This is a genomic window from Actinomycetospora sp. NBRC 106375, assembly GCF_030269665.1.
Classification (GTDB): domain Bacteria; phylum Actinomycetota; class Actinomycetes; order Mycobacteriales; family Pseudonocardiaceae; genus Actinomycetospora.
Window position 1 is genome coordinate 1 of record NZ_BSTS01000024.1, and the last position, 15,436, is coordinate 15,436.

At 75.5% G+C, this 15,436-nt stretch carries 17 protein-coding genes; 10 read left to right on the forward strand and 7 right to left on the reverse strand.

Annotated features, from left to right (window positions below):
• Positions 1–128 precede the first annotated feature (128 nt).
• A complete protein-coding gene (locus QSK03_RS28380) occupies positions 129–968 on the reverse strand; it encodes an SDR family NAD(P)-dependent oxidoreductase (RefSeq protein ID WP_285658939.1) in 840 nt (279 codons plus the stop codon).
• Between the two features lie 60 nt (positions 969–1,028).
• Between QSK03_RS28380 and QSK03_RS28385 the strand changes: the two genes are divergently transcribed.
• The gene (locus QSK03_RS28385; RefSeq protein ID WP_285658940.1) at positions 1,029–1,904 is read left to right on the forward strand and encodes a LysR family transcriptional regulator; all 876 of its coding nucleotides are present in this window, start codon (positions 1,029–1,031) and stop codon (positions 1,902–1,904) included.
• An 80-nt stretch (positions 1,905–1,984) separates the two neighbouring features.
• Here the strand turns inward: QSK03_RS28385 and QSK03_RS28390 are convergent, their stop codons facing one another.
• Together QSK03_RS28390 and QSK03_RS28395 are read right to left on the reverse strand one after the other, a co-directional pair.
• Positions 1,985–3,265 (reverse strand): ATP-binding protein, encoded by a 1,281-nt coding sequence (locus QSK03_RS28390; RefSeq protein ID WP_285658941.1) that lies wholly within the window; start codon positions 3,263–3,265, stop codon positions 1,985–1,987.
• 10 nt (positions 3,266–3,275) lie between these two features.
• Positions 3,276–3,947, reverse strand: coding sequence for a response regulator transcription factor (locus tag QSK03_RS28395; protein WP_285659017.1), 672 nt, complete (start codon positions 3,945–3,947; stop codon positions 3,276–3,278).
• A gap of 91 nt (positions 3,948–4,038) precedes the next feature.
• On the opposite strand from QSK03_RS28395, the gene hisN reads away from it, so the two are divergent.
• Positions 4,039–4,854: a histidinol-phosphatase gene (gene hisN, locus QSK03_RS28400; protein ID WP_285658942.1), complete on the forward strand. Its 816-nt coding sequence runs from the start codon at positions 4,039–4,041 to the stop codon at positions 4,852–4,854.
• On the opposite strand, the gene QSK03_RS28405 is transcribed toward hisN, so the two are convergent.
• The gene (locus QSK03_RS28405; RefSeq protein WP_285658943.1) at positions 4,851–5,108 is read right to left on the reverse strand and encodes a hypothetical protein; all 258 of its coding nucleotides are present in this window, start codon (positions 5,106–5,108) and stop codon (positions 4,851–4,853) included. The genes hisN and QSK03_RS28405 overlap by 4 nt on opposite strands.
• Before the next feature lie 66 nt (positions 5,109–5,174).
• On the opposite strand from QSK03_RS28405, the gene QSK03_RS28410 reads away from it, so the two are divergent.
• Positions 5,175–5,654 carry a MaoC family dehydratase gene (locus QSK03_RS28410; protein ID WP_285658944.1) on the forward strand — a complete coding sequence of 160 codons (480 nt, stop codon included), beginning with the start codon at positions 5,175–5,177 and terminating at the stop codon, positions 5,652–5,654.
• Here QSK03_RS28410 and QSK03_RS28415 read toward each other — a convergent pair.
• Positions 5,599–6,303, reverse strand: a complete 705-nt coding sequence (locus QSK03_RS28415) for a PH domain-containing protein (RefSeq protein ID WP_285658945.1) — start codon at positions 6,301–6,303, stop codon at positions 5,599–5,601. The genes QSK03_RS28410 and QSK03_RS28415 overlap by 56 nt on opposite strands.
• Before the next feature lie 30 nt (positions 6,304–6,333).
• On the reverse strand, positions 6,334–7,164 hold the full coding sequence (locus tag QSK03_RS28420) for a biotin--[acetyl-CoA-carboxylase] ligase (RefSeq protein WP_285658946.1): 831 nt from the start codon (positions 7,162–7,164) through the stop codon (positions 6,334–6,336).
• A 119-nt stretch (positions 7,165–7,283) separates the two neighbouring features.
• Between QSK03_RS28420 and QSK03_RS28425 the strand changes: the two genes are divergently transcribed.
• The 5 genes from QSK03_RS28425 (at position 7,284) to QSK03_RS28445 (ending at position 11,623) form a co-directional block, all read left to right on the forward strand.
• Positions 7,284–8,927 (forward strand): acyl-CoA carboxylase subunit beta, encoded by a 1,644-nt coding sequence (locus QSK03_RS28425; RefSeq protein ID WP_285658947.1) that lies wholly within the window; start codon positions 7,284–7,286, stop codon positions 8,925–8,927.
• Entirely contained in the window at positions 8,924–9,151 is a 228-nt protein-coding gene (locus QSK03_RS28430; RefSeq protein WP_285658948.1) for an acyl-CoA carboxylase subunit epsilon, read from the forward strand. The genes QSK03_RS28425 and QSK03_RS28430 overlap by 4 nt, the downstream gene beginning before the upstream one ends.
• Before the next feature lie 26 nt (positions 9,152–9,177).
• Positions 9,178–10,068, forward strand: a complete 891-nt coding sequence (locus tag QSK03_RS28435; RefSeq protein WP_285658949.1) for a YceI family protein — start codon at positions 9,178–9,180, stop codon at positions 10,066–10,068.
• An 89-nt stretch (positions 10,069–10,157) separates the two neighbouring features.
• Positions 10,158–10,979 carry an SAM-dependent methyltransferase gene (locus tag QSK03_RS28440; RefSeq protein ID WP_285658950.1) on the forward strand — a complete coding sequence of 274 codons (822 nt, stop codon included), beginning with the start codon at positions 10,158–10,160 and terminating at the stop codon, positions 10,977–10,979.
• Positions 10,980–10,990: 11 nt separating this feature from the next.
• Positions 10,991–11,623, forward strand: a complete 633-nt coding sequence (locus tag QSK03_RS28445; RefSeq protein ID WP_285658951.1) for a Maf family protein — start codon at positions 10,991–10,993, stop codon at positions 11,621–11,623.
• Positions 11,624–11,961: 338 nt separating this feature from the next.
• Here QSK03_RS28445 and QSK03_RS28450 read toward each other — a convergent pair whose 3' ends face one another.
• On the reverse strand, positions 11,962–12,891 hold the full coding sequence (locus tag QSK03_RS28450; RefSeq protein WP_285658952.1) for a hypothetical protein: 930 nt from the start codon (positions 12,889–12,891) through the stop codon (positions 11,962–11,964).
• A 268-nt stretch (positions 12,892–13,159) separates the two neighbouring features.
• Here QSK03_RS28450 and QSK03_RS28455 point away from each other — a divergent pair, with 268 nt between their 5' ends.
• The gene (locus QSK03_RS28455; RefSeq protein ID WP_285658953.1) at positions 13,160–14,968 is read left to right on the forward strand and encodes an acetyl/propionyl/methylcrotonyl-CoA carboxylase subunit alpha; all 1,809 of its coding nucleotides are present in this window, start codon (positions 13,160–13,162) and stop codon (positions 14,966–14,968) included.
• Between the two features lie 28 nt (positions 14,969–14,996).
• Complete coding sequence (locus QSK03_RS28460) at positions 14,997–15,431, forward strand: DUF1707 SHOCT-like domain-containing protein (RefSeq protein ID WP_285658954.1); 435 nt, start codon at positions 14,997–14,999, stop codon at positions 15,429–15,431.
• Positions 15,432–15,436 lie beyond the last annotated feature (5 nt).

Here is a 15,436-nt window from a genome sequence, read left to right on the forward strand (position 1 = left end):
ACAGTTCCCGGACGAACACCTCTGCAGGCCGTGCCATCGCCCCACCTCCCGGGCGACAGCCTCCAACCCCTCAAGATCCTGATCAAGCCCTCGGTTACAGCGCCAACGTTCCTTGCCGCGGCACTAGATCACCCGTCGTCCCGGTCGGTCGACGTCGACACCGCCTCCCAGCGGTCCAGGTCGTCGACGAGGCCGGTCAGCCGCGCACGGATGCCGGTGACGGCGTCGCGCCCGAGCGGCAGGCGCAGCGGCGCGTCCTCGGCGTCGAGCACCCGCAGGATCGCCGCGGCGGCCTTGTCCGGGTCGCCCGGCTGGCTCCCATCCCCGCCGGTGACGAAGGCCCGCGTCGGCCCGACCGTCTCCTCGTACTCGGCCATCGGCGCCGACATCACCGCCGCCCCGGGCCGGAAGAGCTCGGTGCGGAACGCGCCGGGCTCGACGATGAGGAACCGGACGTGCGGGCACTCCTGCGCGACCGTCTCGGTGAGCCCCTCCAGCGCGAACTTGGTCGCGCAGTAGACCCCGAAGCCCGGCACGCACACCTGGCCGCCCACCGACGACAGCTGGACCACGGCACCCGAGCCCTGCGCGCGGAAGTGCGGCAGCGCGGCCCGGGTCAGCAGCGCGGGGCCCATGACGTGCAGGTCGAACAGCGCCCGCAGCTCGTCCTCGGTCGTCTCCTCGAGCGCGCCGACCTGGGTGCGCCCCGCCACGTTGGCCAGGACGTCGAGACGGCCGTGGCGGGCGACGACGTCGTCGACGGCGGCGGTGAGGTCGGCGCCGGGCGCGGTGACGTCGAGGGCCAGGGGTTCGACGCGGCCGGGGTGGGCGTCGGCGAGCTCGGCGAGGGCGTCGGTGCGGCGCGCGGCGGCGACGACCGTGTCACCGGCCGCGACCGCGGCCTCGGTGATCGCGCGGCCGAATCCGCTCGAGGCGCCGGTGACCAGCCACACGCGGGGAGGAGTCATGCGACGAGCCTGGCGCGCGCCGCGCTGGACGTCCAAGACCTGCTGCGATCACCATCGGCTATGGACGTCCACTCCCGCGACCTGCGCTACTTCGTGGCGGTCGCGCAGGAGCGCCACGTGACGCGGGCGGCGGCGCGGCTGCACGTCTCGCAGCCGGCGCTGAGCAAGCAGCTGCGGGCTCTCGAGCGCCAGGTCGGCGCGACGCTGCTGCGGCGCCTGCCGCACGGGGTGGAGCTGACGCCCGCGGGCGAGGCCCTGCTGCCGCACGCGCACGCGGTGCTCGAGCGCGTGGACCTCGCCGCCGCGGACGTCGCGACCGCGGGCCGGCGCCTCGTGGTCGGCGTGAGCACCGGCGTCGGGCGGGGCCTGCTGCCGGCGGTGCGCTCGCGGGTCGCCGCCCGCGAGCCCGGCGTCGATCCCCACGTGCGCACCGTCGCCTGGGACGACCCGACCGCCGGGCTCGCCGACGGCACCAGCGACGTCGCCGTCGCGTGGGCGCCGGTACCCGGGCGCGTGCGCACCCTGGAGCTCGCGCGCGAGCCCGTCGTCGTGGCGCTGCCGCCCGGCCACCCGCTGGGCGGGCGGGCGGCGGTGCCGTTCGCGGCCGTGCGCGACGAGGCGTTCCTCGCGCTGCCGGCCGACGCCGGGCCGCTGCGCGCGTTCTGGCTCGCCGAGGCGCACCGCGAGGGCCCGGCGCGCGTCGGCGCGGAGATCCGGTCGGTGGAGGAGACCCACGAGGCGCTGCTCGACGGGCGCGGCGTCGTGCTGCTCGCCGCCGGGAACGCCGGGGCCCTGGTGCGCGACGGTGTCACCGTCGCCGCCGTCGAGGACCTCCCACCGTGCTCCCTCGTGCTCGCCTGGCGCCACGACGACCGACGCCCCGCCGTGCGCGCGTACGTCGACGCGTGCCGTGAGGTCGTCGCCGCGCGGGGCTGAGCCCTCGAGAGGCACCGTGCGCATGATCGACAGGGCCCGGCGCCTGCGGAACGTGCCCCTCGCACGAGGGACCGGGTCCCTCAGCGCGGCCCGCTCGTCGGCAGCGGGCGGGGTGCGGCGACCGTGCGGTCGGTGCGCGGCACGGGCAGGAACACCGCGAACGTCGCCGGGCGAGTGCGGGCGAGCTCGAGGCGCCCGCCGTCGGCCTCGACGAGCGCCCGGGCGAGCGCGAGCCCCACCCCGGTGGACGCGGCGCCGGAGACCCCGCGGTCGAAGACGTGCGGCGCCAGCGCGGGCGGGATCCCGTCGCCGTGGTCACTGACCTCGACGACGATGGTGTCGTTGTCGCCCAGCCGCGCCGTGAGCGCGACCGTGCCGCGGCCGTGGCGCAGGGCGTTGTCGACCAGCACGCCGAGCGCCTCCCGGAACCGTCCGGACGTCGCGCGGGCCACGAGCCCCTCGGGCGCGCGCACCCGGACGGCGCGGTTCTCCGTGCGCAGCGGGTCCCGCCACTCGTCCGCGACGGCCTCCAGCTCGCCCGCGACCTCGATCGGCGCCGCGCCCGCCGCCCGCGCCTCGCGCGCCGAGGCGAGGAGCTCGTCGAGGACCTCGTTGAGGCGCTCGGCCTGCTCGAGCGCGGCGGCGCCCTCGGCGGCGACCTCCTCGTCGGGGTGCGCCGAGAGCTCGTCGAGGCGCAGCTGGAGGGCCGTGAGCCGGCTGCGCAGCTGGTGCGACACGTCCCCGACCAGCTCCCGCTCGCGCTGGAGCAGCTCCGCGAGCGCCGTGGCCGAGGAGTCGAGGACGTCGGACACGCGGTCGAGCTCGGGGATGCCGTGGCGGTGCGGCGCGGGACGGAAGTCGCCGGCGCCCAGCCGGGCGGCGCGCCCGGCGACCTGTTGGAGCGGGTCGGCCAGACGCCGCGCGGTCAGCGTCGCCACCACCGCGCCGACCGCCACCGACAGCAGCACGGCCGCGAGCACGAGCGCGACGGCCTGGAGCTGGCGGGCCCGCATCTCGTCGATCGGCTCGGAGAGCACCGCCGAGCCCGACAGCCCGAACGGCAGCGTCTCGCTGACCGTGTCGCCCGGGGCCAGCACCCCGAGCGTGCTCACGCCGCGCGGCGTGCGCACGACCAGCGAGCCGCCCGGTGGAACGGCGATCCCCACGGCGCTGAGGTCGACGGGACGGTCGACCGACGCCTGCGAGTCCAGCGTCGCGACGACCTGGCGCAGCCGGGAGTTGATGTCCGCCCGGGTGAAGTCCTCGACGAGGCGCCAGGTGGTCAGCGCCAGCGGTCCCCCCAGCACCGCCACCGTGATCGTGACGACGATGAGCGTGGAGACGAGGATCCGGCGCCGCACCTGACGAGCCCTAGGTGTTGAAGCGGAACCCGACCCCGCGCACCGTGCTGATGCGCTTGCCGACGCTGCCGCCGTTGCCGCCGTCGTCGGCGAGCTTGCGGCGCAGCCACGACATGTGCATGTCGAGGGTCTTGGAGGTCTTCATCTCAGGGTCGTTCCAGACCTCGCGGAGGATCTCCTCGCGGGAGACCACCTGCCCGGCGTGCGCCATGAGCACCCGCAGCAGCTCGAACTCCTTGTTGGCCAGCCCGATCTCCACGCCGTCGACGGTGACCCGCCGCGCGGAGGGCTCGAGACGCACCCCGCCGGCGTCGAGCACCTCGGGTGCCCGGCGGCGCAGCAGGGCCCGGACCCGCGCCAGGAGCTCGGCGAGCCGGAAGGGCTTGCCCACGTAGTCGTCCGCGCCGGCGTCGAGGCCGACCACGAAGTCGACCTCGTCGGTGCGCGCGGTGAGCATGAGCACCGGCAGGTCGGGCTGGTCGACCCGGACCCGGCGACAGACCTCGAGCCCGTCCATCCCGGGCAGCCCGAGGTCGAGCACCATGAGGTCCGGCCCGGACGCGCCCGCCTGGTGGAGCGCGGCCTGACCGTCGCCGACGACGTCGACCTCGTAGCCCTCGCGCTGCAGGGCACGGGAGAGGGGTCCGGCGATCGCCGCGTCGTCCTCGACGAGCAGCACCATGGTCACAGCGCCACAGTAGACCTCGATCGATGGTCGAGCTCCGCTGCGCTTCGTCTCCCGCCCGGAGGTGGAGCTGGCACCATCGCCCGCCATGACCTCCGCCGGTCCGACCGGATCTCCCGCCGGCCTCTCGGCCGACCTCGCCCTCGCCCTGACCCTGGCCGACGCCGCCGACGCGGTGACGCTGCCCCGCTTCCGCGCGAGCGATCTGCGCGTCGAGCGCAAACCGGACCGCACCCCGGTGACCGACGCCGACACCGCCTGCGAGGACCGGCTGCGCGCCCTGCTCGCCACCCACCGCCCCGACGACGCGGTGCTCGGCGAGGAGCGCGGCGGCTCGCTCGGCGCCGGGCGCGTGTGGGTGCTCGACCCGATCGACGGGACCAAGAACTTCTCCCGCGGCGTGCCGGTGTGGGCGAGCCTCGTCGCGCTGGTCGAGGACGGGCGGCCCGTGGCCGGCGTCGTGAGCGCGCCGGCGCTGGGCCGGCGCTGGTGGGCCGCGGCGGGCGAGGGCGCCCACACCCGGGACCCGGCCCGCGGCATCGAGGACGGCCCGGTCGGCGTGTCCGGTGTCGCCGACCTCGCCGACGCCTACGCCTCCACGACCGACCTCGACCACTGGCGCACCCTCGGCCGGCAGGAGCAGTGGCTCGCCCTGACCCGCGAGACCTGGGAGAGCCGGGCGTTCGGCGACTTCTGGCACCACTGCCTGGTCGCCGAGGGCCTCCTGGACCTCGCGGTGGAGCCCGAGGCCAACACCTGGGACCTCGCCGCCACGCAGATCCTCGTCGAGGAGGCGGGCGGGCGCCTCACCGACCTCGCCGGCGCCGCCCGCCCCGACGGCGGCGACTCGCTGACCACCAACGGGCACCTGCACGACGCCGCCCTCGCGCTCGTGCGCCGCTAACCGGACCCGGCGAGCCGCGCCCACACCAGCCGCCCGAAGAGCGAGAAGCAGGCGGCCGACTCGTCGTCGAACCGCGTCCACTCGAACCGACCGCCCCGTTCGCACCAGAACACCTCCCAGATCCCTTCCTCGCCACCGTCCGTTCCGGGCACGGCGCGCACGCACCACGCCCGCTCGGCCTCCGCACCCACGCTGACCGGCGCGGACGTCACCCCGGCCGCGTCCAGCCAGCCCGCCAGCTCCGCGGCTCGCACACCGGGTTCGACGCAGCCGGGGCGCGCACGGTTCCGTCGGGGGAGGGAGATGGCACGATCACCGCCGTGAGCGAGCCCGAGGTCTTCTTCGAGGACCTGCCCGCCGGCCGTCAGGTCGCCCTGGGCACGGTGGTGGTCGACCGCGACGAGATGCTCGCGTTCAACCGGCGGTTCGACCCGCAGCCGTTCCACGTCGACGAGGAGGCCGCCCGCCGCTCGCTCTTCGGTGGGCTCTGCGCCTCCGGGTGGTTCACCGCGTCGCTGTGGATGCGGTGCTACGTCGACGGGCTGCTGACGCGGGCGGCGTCGCTGGGCTCGCCGGGCGGCGACGAGATCGCCTGGCCGTCGCCGGTGTTCCCCGGCGACCGGCTCGAGGCCGCCATGGAGGTCGTCGCCGCGCGCGCCTCGCGGAGCCGTCCGCAGCTGGGCCTGATCACCCTGAACGGCACGCTCGTGCGCGACGACGGCACCGAGGTCTACCGGGCGCGCTTCACCGGGATGTTCGCGCGGCGCGAGGCCGCCGACCCCGCCACGACCCCCGCCTGAACCGCCCGGCGAGACCGCGCCGCGGCGGCGGGTCCTCGCCCGGGTCCGCGTCCTCGTCCAGCTCGTCGTCCTCGTCCCCGGGGTCCTCGTCGTCCCACGTGCCCCCGTCCGACCGGACCAGCAGCGACGACCCGGTCGCCGCGCGGTCCAGTCCCCCGCGGTCCTCGGCCATGCCCTCGACGAGCCGGGCGAGGGTGTCGACGTCGCCGAGCCCGGCGAACTCCCACGGCTCGTCGGCGCCCGCCGTCGCCACGACCAGCGTGCCGGCGCCCAGCACGCGCTCGAGGGCGGTGCGGCGGGTGCGCACCCCGGTGATCGTCGCGCCGCCGACGTCGACGCTCTCGCGGGTGAGCACCCCTTCACGCACCAGCACGCGGCGATCGGTGACGACGAGGTGCGTGCACCGCCAACGCACCAGCGGGAGGACGGCGAGCCACCCGATCGCGACGACCGCGAGCAGCACGAGCGCGAGCCGCAGCGCCGTGCGCGTCGACCCGGCGGGGACCGCGTCCGCGAGCCCGGCGAGCAGGGCCGCCAGGAACACCGCGGCGGGCGGGACCAGCGCGGGCACGACGAGCATGCGCCAGTGCGGGCGACGGTGGGCGAGCACGTGCTCGCCGCGGCGCAGCACGCCGTCGGGGTAGGCCACGCACACCCCCTCCCCGGATCGGCCCCGAGGCTAGCGAGCCGCGGGCCGCACGTGGACGACGTCGCCCGCCGACACGACGGTCGTGTCCCCGTCGGGTGACCGCACGGCGAGGCGGCCGTCGCGGTCGACGTCCACCGCGCGGCCCTCGAGCACGCGGTCGCCGGGCAGCGTCACCGTCACCTCGCGTCCGAGCGTCGCGCACCGCGCCCGGTAGTCGTCGACGATCCCGGCCGCGACGACGTCGCCGTGCGCGTCTCGCCAGCGGCCGTCGAGGTCGGCCAGCGCGCGCAGGACGGCGACGAAGACCGCGTCCCGCGCGACGTCCGCCCCCTGCGCGGCGAGGGACGTCCCCCCGGCGGGCAGCGCGTCCGCGGGCGTCGCGACGTTCACGCCCATGCCGATCACCAGCGCCCGGTCGTCCGCGGCGCCGGCACCGACCTCGGCGAGGATCCCCGCGCCCTTCGCCCCGGGGTCGGGCCCCAGCAGCAGGTCGTTGGGCCACTTCAGGGCGGCCGGCACGGAGCTGACCGTCCGCACCGCCTCGACCAGCGCCAGGCCCGCCAGCAACGGCGCCCAGCCCCATCGTTCGGGCGCGATCTCGCGGGGGCGCAGCAGCACCGAGAACGTCAGCCCCTCGCCGGCGCGGTCCTCCCAGATGCGCTCGCGGCGACCCCGCCCGGCGTCCTGGTGCTCGGCCACGAGGACCGTGCGGTCGGCGGCGGGGGCGGGGCCGCCCGCGCGGGACAGGAGATCGGCGTTGGTCGAGCCGGTGCGGGCGACGACCTCGAGCGACGCCCACGGGCCGGACGGCGGGCCGAGGGTGCGCCGCAGCGCGTCCTCGTCGAGGGGAGCAGGTTCCACGGCGACGTACCGTAGTAGTGCGCCTGATCACCTCACCCGCACGAAACCGGGCGCTGTCGGGGCCGGTCGCTACAGTGCCGGGCCATGACCGACGCGCAGCGCAGCGGAGCCGGAGCATCATGAGTGCCGCGACGGAGCCGTTGCCGGAGCCCGAGGACTCGTCGGACGAGCCCGACGTCCACACCTCCGCGGGCAAGCTCGCCGACTGGCACCGCCGCCAGGACGATGTCGTCCACGCGGGCAGCGAGCGCGCCGTCGAGCGCCAGCACGCCAAGGGGCGCAAGACCGCCCGCGAGCGCATCGACCTGCTGCTCGACGAGGGCAGCTTCCTCGAGTTCGACGCGATGGCGCGCCACCGCTCCACCAACTTCGGCCTGGAGGCCAACCGCCCGTACGGCGACGGCGTCGTCACCGGCCAGGGCACGGTCGACGGCCGCCCGGTGTGCGTGTTCTCCCAGGACGCGACGGTGTTCGGCGGCGCGCTGGGCGAGGTCTACGGGGAGAAGATCGTCAAGGTCATGGACGTGGCCATGAAGATCGGCTGCCCCGTCGTCGGCATCAACGACGGCGGCGGCGCCCGCATCCAGGAGGGCGTGGTCGCCCTCGGCCTCTACGGCGAGATCTTCAAGCGCAACGTGCACGCCTCGGGCGTCGTCCCCCAGATCTCGCTGGTCATGGGCCCGGCCGCCGGCGGCGCCGTGTACTCCCCGGCGCTCACCGACTTCACGGTCATGGTCGACGAGACGTCGTTCATGTTCATCACCGGCCCGGACGTGATCAAGACGGTGACGGGCGAGGACGTCGGCTTCGAGGAGCTCGGCGGCGCCCGTACGCACAACGCCACGTCCGGCAACGCGCACTACCTCGCCTCGGACGAGGACGACGCGATCTCCTACGTCCAGGAGCTGCTGGGCTACCTGCCGTCGAACAACCTCACCGATCCGCCTCGGATCCCGGGCGAGGAGGAGACGGGCTCGGTGCCCGACGGGATCGGCGAGACCGACCTCGAGCTCGACACCCTGGTGCCCGACTCGCCCAACCAGCCCTACGACATCCGCGAGGCGATCACGCGGGTCGTCGACGACGGCGACTTCCTCGAGGTCCAGGCGCTCTACGCCGCGAACATGGTCGTCGGCTACGGCCGCGTCGAGGGCCGGCCGGTGGGTGTGGTGGCGAACCAGCCCACGCAGCTCGCGGGCTGCCTCGACATCGGGGCCAGCGAGAAGGCCGCGCGGTTCGTGCGCACGTGCGACACGTTCAACATCCCGGTGCTGACCTTCGTCGACGTGCCGGGATTCCTGCCGGGCACCGACCAGGAGTACAACGGCATCATCCGGCGCGGCGCGAAGCTGATCTACGCCTACGCCGAGGCCACCGTCCCGCTGGTGACGGTGATCTGCCGCAAGGCCTACGGCGGCGCGTACGACGTCATGGGGTCCAAGCACCTCGGTGCCGACGTCAACATCGCCTGGCCCACCGCCCAGATCGCGGTCACCGGCGCGTCCGGCGCGGTGAGCATCCTGTACCGCAAGGAGCTCGCGAAGGTGGAGGAGGACGGGGGCGACGTCGAGGCCCGCCGCGCCGAGCTCCAGCAGGAGTACGAGGACACCCTCGCCAACCCCTACATCGCCGCCGAGCGCGGGTACGTCGACGCGGTCGTCCCGCCGTCGCACACCCGCGGCTACGTCGCCCGCTCGCTGCGGATGCTCGAGACGAAGCGCGAGACGTTGCCGCCGCGCAAGCACGGGAACGTGCCCCTGTGAGCGAGGAGGAGGCCCCGGCCCGGCCGTTCCTGCGCGTCGTGCGCGGCGAGCCCGACGCGGCCGAGATCGCCGCGCTGACGGCCGTGCTCGCCGCCGCGGGCGGCGGCGGTGCGGACGAGCCCGACACCGCACCGGTGTCGAGCTGGGCCCGTCACGTCGATCTCGTGCGCGGCCCCGTCCAGCCCGGGCCCGGCGGCTGGCGGGCCTCCGCCCGCCCGCGCTGACCACCTCCGACCGACCTGGTGACCTGATGGCCCTGTTGCGCCGACGACGTCGCTCGCTCGTGGGTGGCGAGTCGTACCGCGACGCCGACCACGCCCTCATGCCGATCCCGCCGACCGGCGGGCTCGTGAGCTGCCAGCTCCGCAACACGGAGGGCCGCCCGCTGCCGGGCGTCACCGTTGCGGTCGTCGAGACCGAGGGCCTGCGCCGCGTCGTCACCGAGTCGCCCACCGACCCGTTCGGCTTCTACACCGCGGCGGTGCCGAGCGGCGCCTACACCCTGCGCGCGAGCCTGGGCGGCTACCGGACGCTCACCCGGGACATGATCATCGGGCGGGGCGAGCACGCCGCCCTCGGCGCCCTGACCCTCACGGCCGACCAGGGCAGCACCCGCCCCTCACCGGGCGAGTGGGTGATCGACGACGCCCACAGCAGGCTCGGGTTCGTCGCGCGGCACATCGCGCTGAGCAGGGTCTACGGCCAGTTCACGCGCTTCCGCGGGTCGATCCACATCGCCGAGGAGCTCGAGGACTCGAGCATCGACGTCGTCATCGACGCCGCGAGCATCGAGACCCACAACGCCCAGCGCGACGCCCATCTGCGGTCCCAGGACTTCCTGGCCGTCGACGACCACCCCCAGCTGCAGTTCTCGAGCACGCGCTTCGCGGTGCGCGCCGGCAACTCCTGGACGATCGACGGCGACCTCTCGATCCGCGGGCGCACCAACGACGTCCGGCTCGAGACCACCTACCTCGGCACGCAGTCGTGGAACGGCACACGCATCGGCGCTACCGCCACGACCTCGCTGCACCGCGAGCACTTCACGCTCAACTGGCAGCAGATGGTCGCGCGCGGCATCCCCGTCGTCGGCTCCACCATCCAGATCCACCTCGACGTGCAGGCCGTGCTGCAGCTGTAGCCCGGCCCGGCCCGGCCCGGCCACGTCACGGCCGGACCGTCGGGGCGGCCGGTTACGGTGACGCCCGTGCACGGGGGGCTGGGGCAGCGATGACGGACGGGTTCGACAGCGACGTGCCCTCGCCGGCCAGGATGTACGACTACTACCTCGGCGGACGCGACAACTTCGCCGCCGACCGCGAGGCCGCCGAGGCGGTGATCGCGAGCCATCCCGACCAGCGCCAGCTCGCGCAGAACAACCGCGCGTTCCTCGTCCGCGCCGTGGAGCACCTCGCGGCCGAGGGGATCACGCAGTTCGTCGACATCGGCACCGGGATCCCCACCGCACCGACGGTGCACGAGGTCGCCCGCCGCACCCACCCGGACGCCCGCGTCGTCTACGTCGACGACGACCCGGTGGTGCTCGCCCACGCCCGCGCCCTCCTCGCCGAGGACCGGGCGGTCGCGGTGGTCGAGGCGGACATGCACGACCCGGGGGCGATCACCACCCACCCCGACGTCGACCGCCTCATCGACTTCAGCCGGCCCGTCGGCGTGCTGTTCGTCGCCGTCTTCCACTTCTCCCCCGGCGACGAGCCGCACCGGATCGTCGAGCACTTCCGGCGCCGGATGGTCCCGGGGTCGTACCTGGTGCTCTCCACGGGCAGCTCAGAGGGCCTCGACGCCGACGAGCTCGCCGAGATCGAGGCGGCCTACGCCCGCACCCCGCGCGGCGGGCACCTGCGCACCGCCGACGAGGTAGCGGCGCTCTTCGAGGGCTTCACCGTCATCGAGCCCGGCATCGTCGACGTCAGCCGGTGGCGCGGGTTCGAGCGCCCGACGCACATCTCGATCCTCGCCGGGGTCGGGCGGCGACCCGAGGACGGCGACGTGGTGGGCCGCCGCGCGGAGTCCGGCGACCCCGCGACGTAGGGTGCCACCCCGTGCGTCTGGTGCTCGCGTCCGCGTCCCCGGCCCGTCTGGCGATCCTGCGGGGTGCCGGGGTGGAGCCCCTCGTCGAGGTGTCCGACGTCGACGAGGACGCCCTCGTCGCCGAGCTGGGTGAGGACGCCACGCCCGAGGACACCGTCGGCGCGCTGGCGCTGGCCAAGGCGCGCACGGTCGCCGCGCGCGTCGCGGAGGCGGTGCCGGACGGGGTGGTCGTCGGCGCCGACTCGATGCTCTGGCTCGACGGCGAGCTGGTCGGCAAGCCCGCCGGGGTCGACGCCGCCCGCGGGCGCTGGGACCAGATGGCCGGGCGTGCCGCCGACCTGTTCACCGGGCACGCCCTGGTCCAGCTCACCGGCGGCGCCGTCGGCCGCGAGGTGACCGGACACGCCCGGACCGCCGTGGCCTTCTCCGAGCCCACGACCGCCGAGCTCGAGGCCTACCTCGCCAGCGGGGAGCCGCTGGCCGTCGCCGGCGCCTTCACCCTCGACGGGCGCGGCGGCTGGTTCGTCGAGGGCATCGAGGGCGATCCGTCGAACGTCGTCGGCCTGAGCCTGCCGCTGCTGCGCCGCCTGCTCGCCGAGATCGGCGTGGGCGTCGACGCCCTGTGGGGCGCGCCCACGCCCTGAGTTCCGTCGTCCACCGTCCGGCGCGGCTCGGAGCGCCGGTTCAGGTTCTCGCGACACGGCCCGCGAGCGGGTGCACGCCGGCGCCGGGAAGATCAGGGGCGCGGTATCCACCGCTGGACCGCGGCGAGCGTCGATGAGGTGCTCGTGATCTCCCGGCTCGGGGCGCCGGTTCAGGTGCTCGTGACACGGCCCGCGGGCGGGTGCACGCCGGTGCCGGAGAGATCACGGGCGCGGTATCCACCGCCGGAGCGCGCCGAGGGTCGATGAGGCGCTCGTGATCTCCCTCCGGCGCCGCGCACCGGATCCGATCGCGCTCGGAGCCGCGCGCCCGGCGCCACTCAGGGTGCCGGGCGGCCCGGCGACGCCGGCCCGGCCGGCTCCGCGGGCTCTCCCGGCGCCACAGCAGCTCCCCGCTCCCCGGGCGCACCCGGCTCCGTCGGCGTACCCCGCTCCGCGGGCGCACCCGGCTCGCCCGGCGCCGGTGCCAGCCGCAGCGAGCGCACCACCGCGTCGGCCGCGTCGCCGTCGGCGTCGACGATCGGCGAGGGCCGGGCCACGGCCAGCACCGCGACCGTCCGGCCGGGCGCGGCGAGGGTGCTGACGCGGACGAGCGCGCCGTCCTGCGGGCCACCCTCGACCCGCCGCACCGAGGTGCGGGTGGGCAGGTCGGCGACGGGGTCGGGGTTGTCGGTCAGGGCCGCGGTCCGGGCGTCCGGCTGGAGGAGGTCGGCGTAGGCGTCGGCCAGGCGCCGGGCCTCGGCGTCGAGCGCCTCGTCGCCGGCCGGGTCGGGCGCGCCCGGGTCGGCCCGTGGCGGCACCCGGGCGGGGTCGGCGAGGCCGACGAGGACGACGGTGTCCGCGCGCCGCACGATCGTGGCGTCCCGGAACCGCTCCGGCGGGACCTCGACGACGTCCTGGGACGGCACCACCTGCCACCCGGGCGGCAGCGCCAGCGTCGTGCCGGTGACGTCGTCGGTCACCGGCGCGGCCTCGTCCCCCGGAGGCGCCGCCTCGGGGGTCGCGGAGGCCGGACGCGACGGCTCCGGGGACGGCCCCGTGGCGGGTTCGGTCGACGGCGCGGTCGGCGGCTCGGTCGACGGATCCGTCGACGGCTCGGGAGCGGGCGATGAGGACGGCGGGGGGTCGGCGTCCGCCGCGGCACGCTCGTCCGCGGCCGCCCGCACGGAGACCGCGCGGTCGGCTGTGACGGCGACGGCGACCACCGCGACGAGGCCCGCGAGCACGAGCACGAACGCACACGCGGCCACTGACCGCCACCACCAAGACCGCATCGAACGCCGACCGTAGCCACGTGCCGGGTGTGACGCGCACGGGGGCGGGGCAGAGGGTGGACGGCGGGCGGAGATCGGTCCGGCCGCCCCGGACGTGTGGTGCTCGTGTGGCCATGACCACGCCCGGGCCCCCGACGGCGCCCGGCCGAGTACGAGAGAGTGACCTGACCGGGCACCCGTCCGGCCGCCCCTACACTGCCCCGACCGTCCCCGGTTCAGCGACGATCCTCCAGGAGGTCCCCGAATGGCCGCGTCCGCCCCGGCGGGGTTCGACCCGCTGCACACCGTCCTCGTCGCCAACCGAGGCGAGATCGCGGTGCGGGTCGTGCGCGCGTGCCAGGACGCGGGGCTGCAGAGCGTCGCCGTGTACGCCGAGCCGGACCGGGACGCCCCCCACGTGCGGCTCGCGGACCAGGCGTTCGCGCTGGGCGGGGAGACCGCGGCGGACTCGTACCTGGACATCGAGAAGCTGATCGGCGCGGCCCGGGAGTCCGGTGCGAACGCCGTGCACCCGGGGTACGGCTTCCTCTCGGAGAACGCCGACTTCGCCCAGGCCGTCATCGACGCCGGGCTGATCTGGATCGGCCCGTCGCCGCAGGCCATCAACGACCTGGGCGACAAGGTCACGGCGCGCAAGATCGCCGAGCGCTCCGGGGCGCCGCTGGTGCCCGGGACGAAGGACCCGGTCGCCGACGCCGACGAGGTCATCGCCTTCGCCGACGAGCACGGGCTGCCGGTGGCCATCAAGGCGGCCTTCGGCGGCGGCGGGCGCGGCATGCGCGTCGCCCGCGAGCGCGACGAGATCGCCGAGATGTTCGACGCCGCGGTCCGCGAGGCCGTGTCGGCGTTCGGGCGCGGCGAGTCGTTCGTCGAGCGCTACCTCGACCGCCCGCGCCACGTCGAGGCCCAGGTGCTGGCCGATCAGCACGGCAACTGCATCGTCGTCGGCACCCGCGACTGCTCGCTGCAGCGCCGCCACCAGAAGCTGGTCGAGGAGGCGCCGGCGCCGTTCCTCACCGACGAGCAGCGCAAGCGCATCCACACCTCGGCCCGCGACATCTGTGTCGAGGCCGGCTACTCCGGCGCCGGCACGGTCGAGTTCCTGGTCGGCGAGGACGGCACGATCTCGTTCCTCGAGGTCAACACCCGCCTGCAGGTCGAGCACCCCGTCTCCGAGGAGACGAGCGGGATCGACCTGGTGCTCGAGCAGTTCCGGATCGCCGCGGGCCAGCACCTGCGGTTCACCGAGGACCCGGAGCCGCGCGGGCACGCGATCGAGTACCGGATCAACGGCGAGGACGCCGGGCGCGGCTTCCTGCCCGCCCCGGGCACGGTCACCCGCTTCGTGGCCCCCGACGGCCCCGGCGTGCGCGTGGATTCCGGCGTCGAGACCGGGACCGTGATCGGCGGCCAGTTCGACTCGATGGTCGGCAAGCTGATCGTCACCGGCGAGGACCGCGAGCAGGCGATGGCCCGGTCCCGCCGGGCGCTCGCCGAGCTGGTGGTCGAGGGGCTGCCGACCGTCATCCCGTTCCACCGAGCCGTGCTGGACGACCCGGCCTTCACCGCTCCCGACGGCGCCGAGTCCTTCCTCGTGCACACCCGCTGGATCGAGACCGAGTTCGACAACCAGATCCCGCCCTTCGAGGCCGCGCCGGCCGAGGACGAGGAGGAGACGGCGCCGCGCCAGACCGTCGTGGTCGAGGTCGGCGGCAAGCGCCTCGAGGTCTCGCTGCCCGGCGACCTCGCGCTCGGCGGCGGGGGTGGCGGCGCGCGTGCCGCGGCACCGAAGAAGAAGCGCGGCCGCTCCGGCGGCGGGGCGAAGGTCTCCGGCGACGCGGTCACCGCGCCCATGCAGGGCACCGTGGTCAAGGTCGCGGTCTCCGAGGGTGACACGGTCGCCGCGGGCGACCTCGTGGTCGTCGTCGAGGCGATGAAGATGGAGAACCCGGTCACCGCCCACAAGGACGGCGTCGTCACCGGACTCACGCTCGAGGCCGGCGCGAGCGTCAACCAGGGCGCCGTGATCTGCGAGATCCCGGACGCGAGCTAGGCCGTCCACCGGGGCGCATACTGGCGCCATGGCCGACGTGGGGGCTCACGAGCGCGAGCTGGCCATGGAGGCGCTCGACGCGCACCGGCGCACCGGCCGGCTGGAGCGCGACGAGCACGCGACGCGCTGCGCCTCGGCGTCGACGGCCACGTCGCGGTCCGAGCTCGACGCGCTGTTCACCGACCTGCCCGAGCCCCATCCGGCCTACCCCGGGCCGCCGCCGGGACGCGACCGCGCAGTCGCGGCCGGGCCGGTCGACGCCCCCGCCGCGCCGGAGCTGCCCGAGCTCGTCGCTCCTGGCGGCGCGGCCATCGCCCGGCACGCGGGGCTCATCTCGCTGCTGACCCCGGCGGTCGCCGCCGTGCTCTTCGCGGTCAGCGGCGGGCGGTTCCCGTGGATCTTCATCCTCGTCCCCGTCGTGCTGGCCGCGGTGGCCTGGATCTCCCACCGCGAAGGGCAGTGACGTCC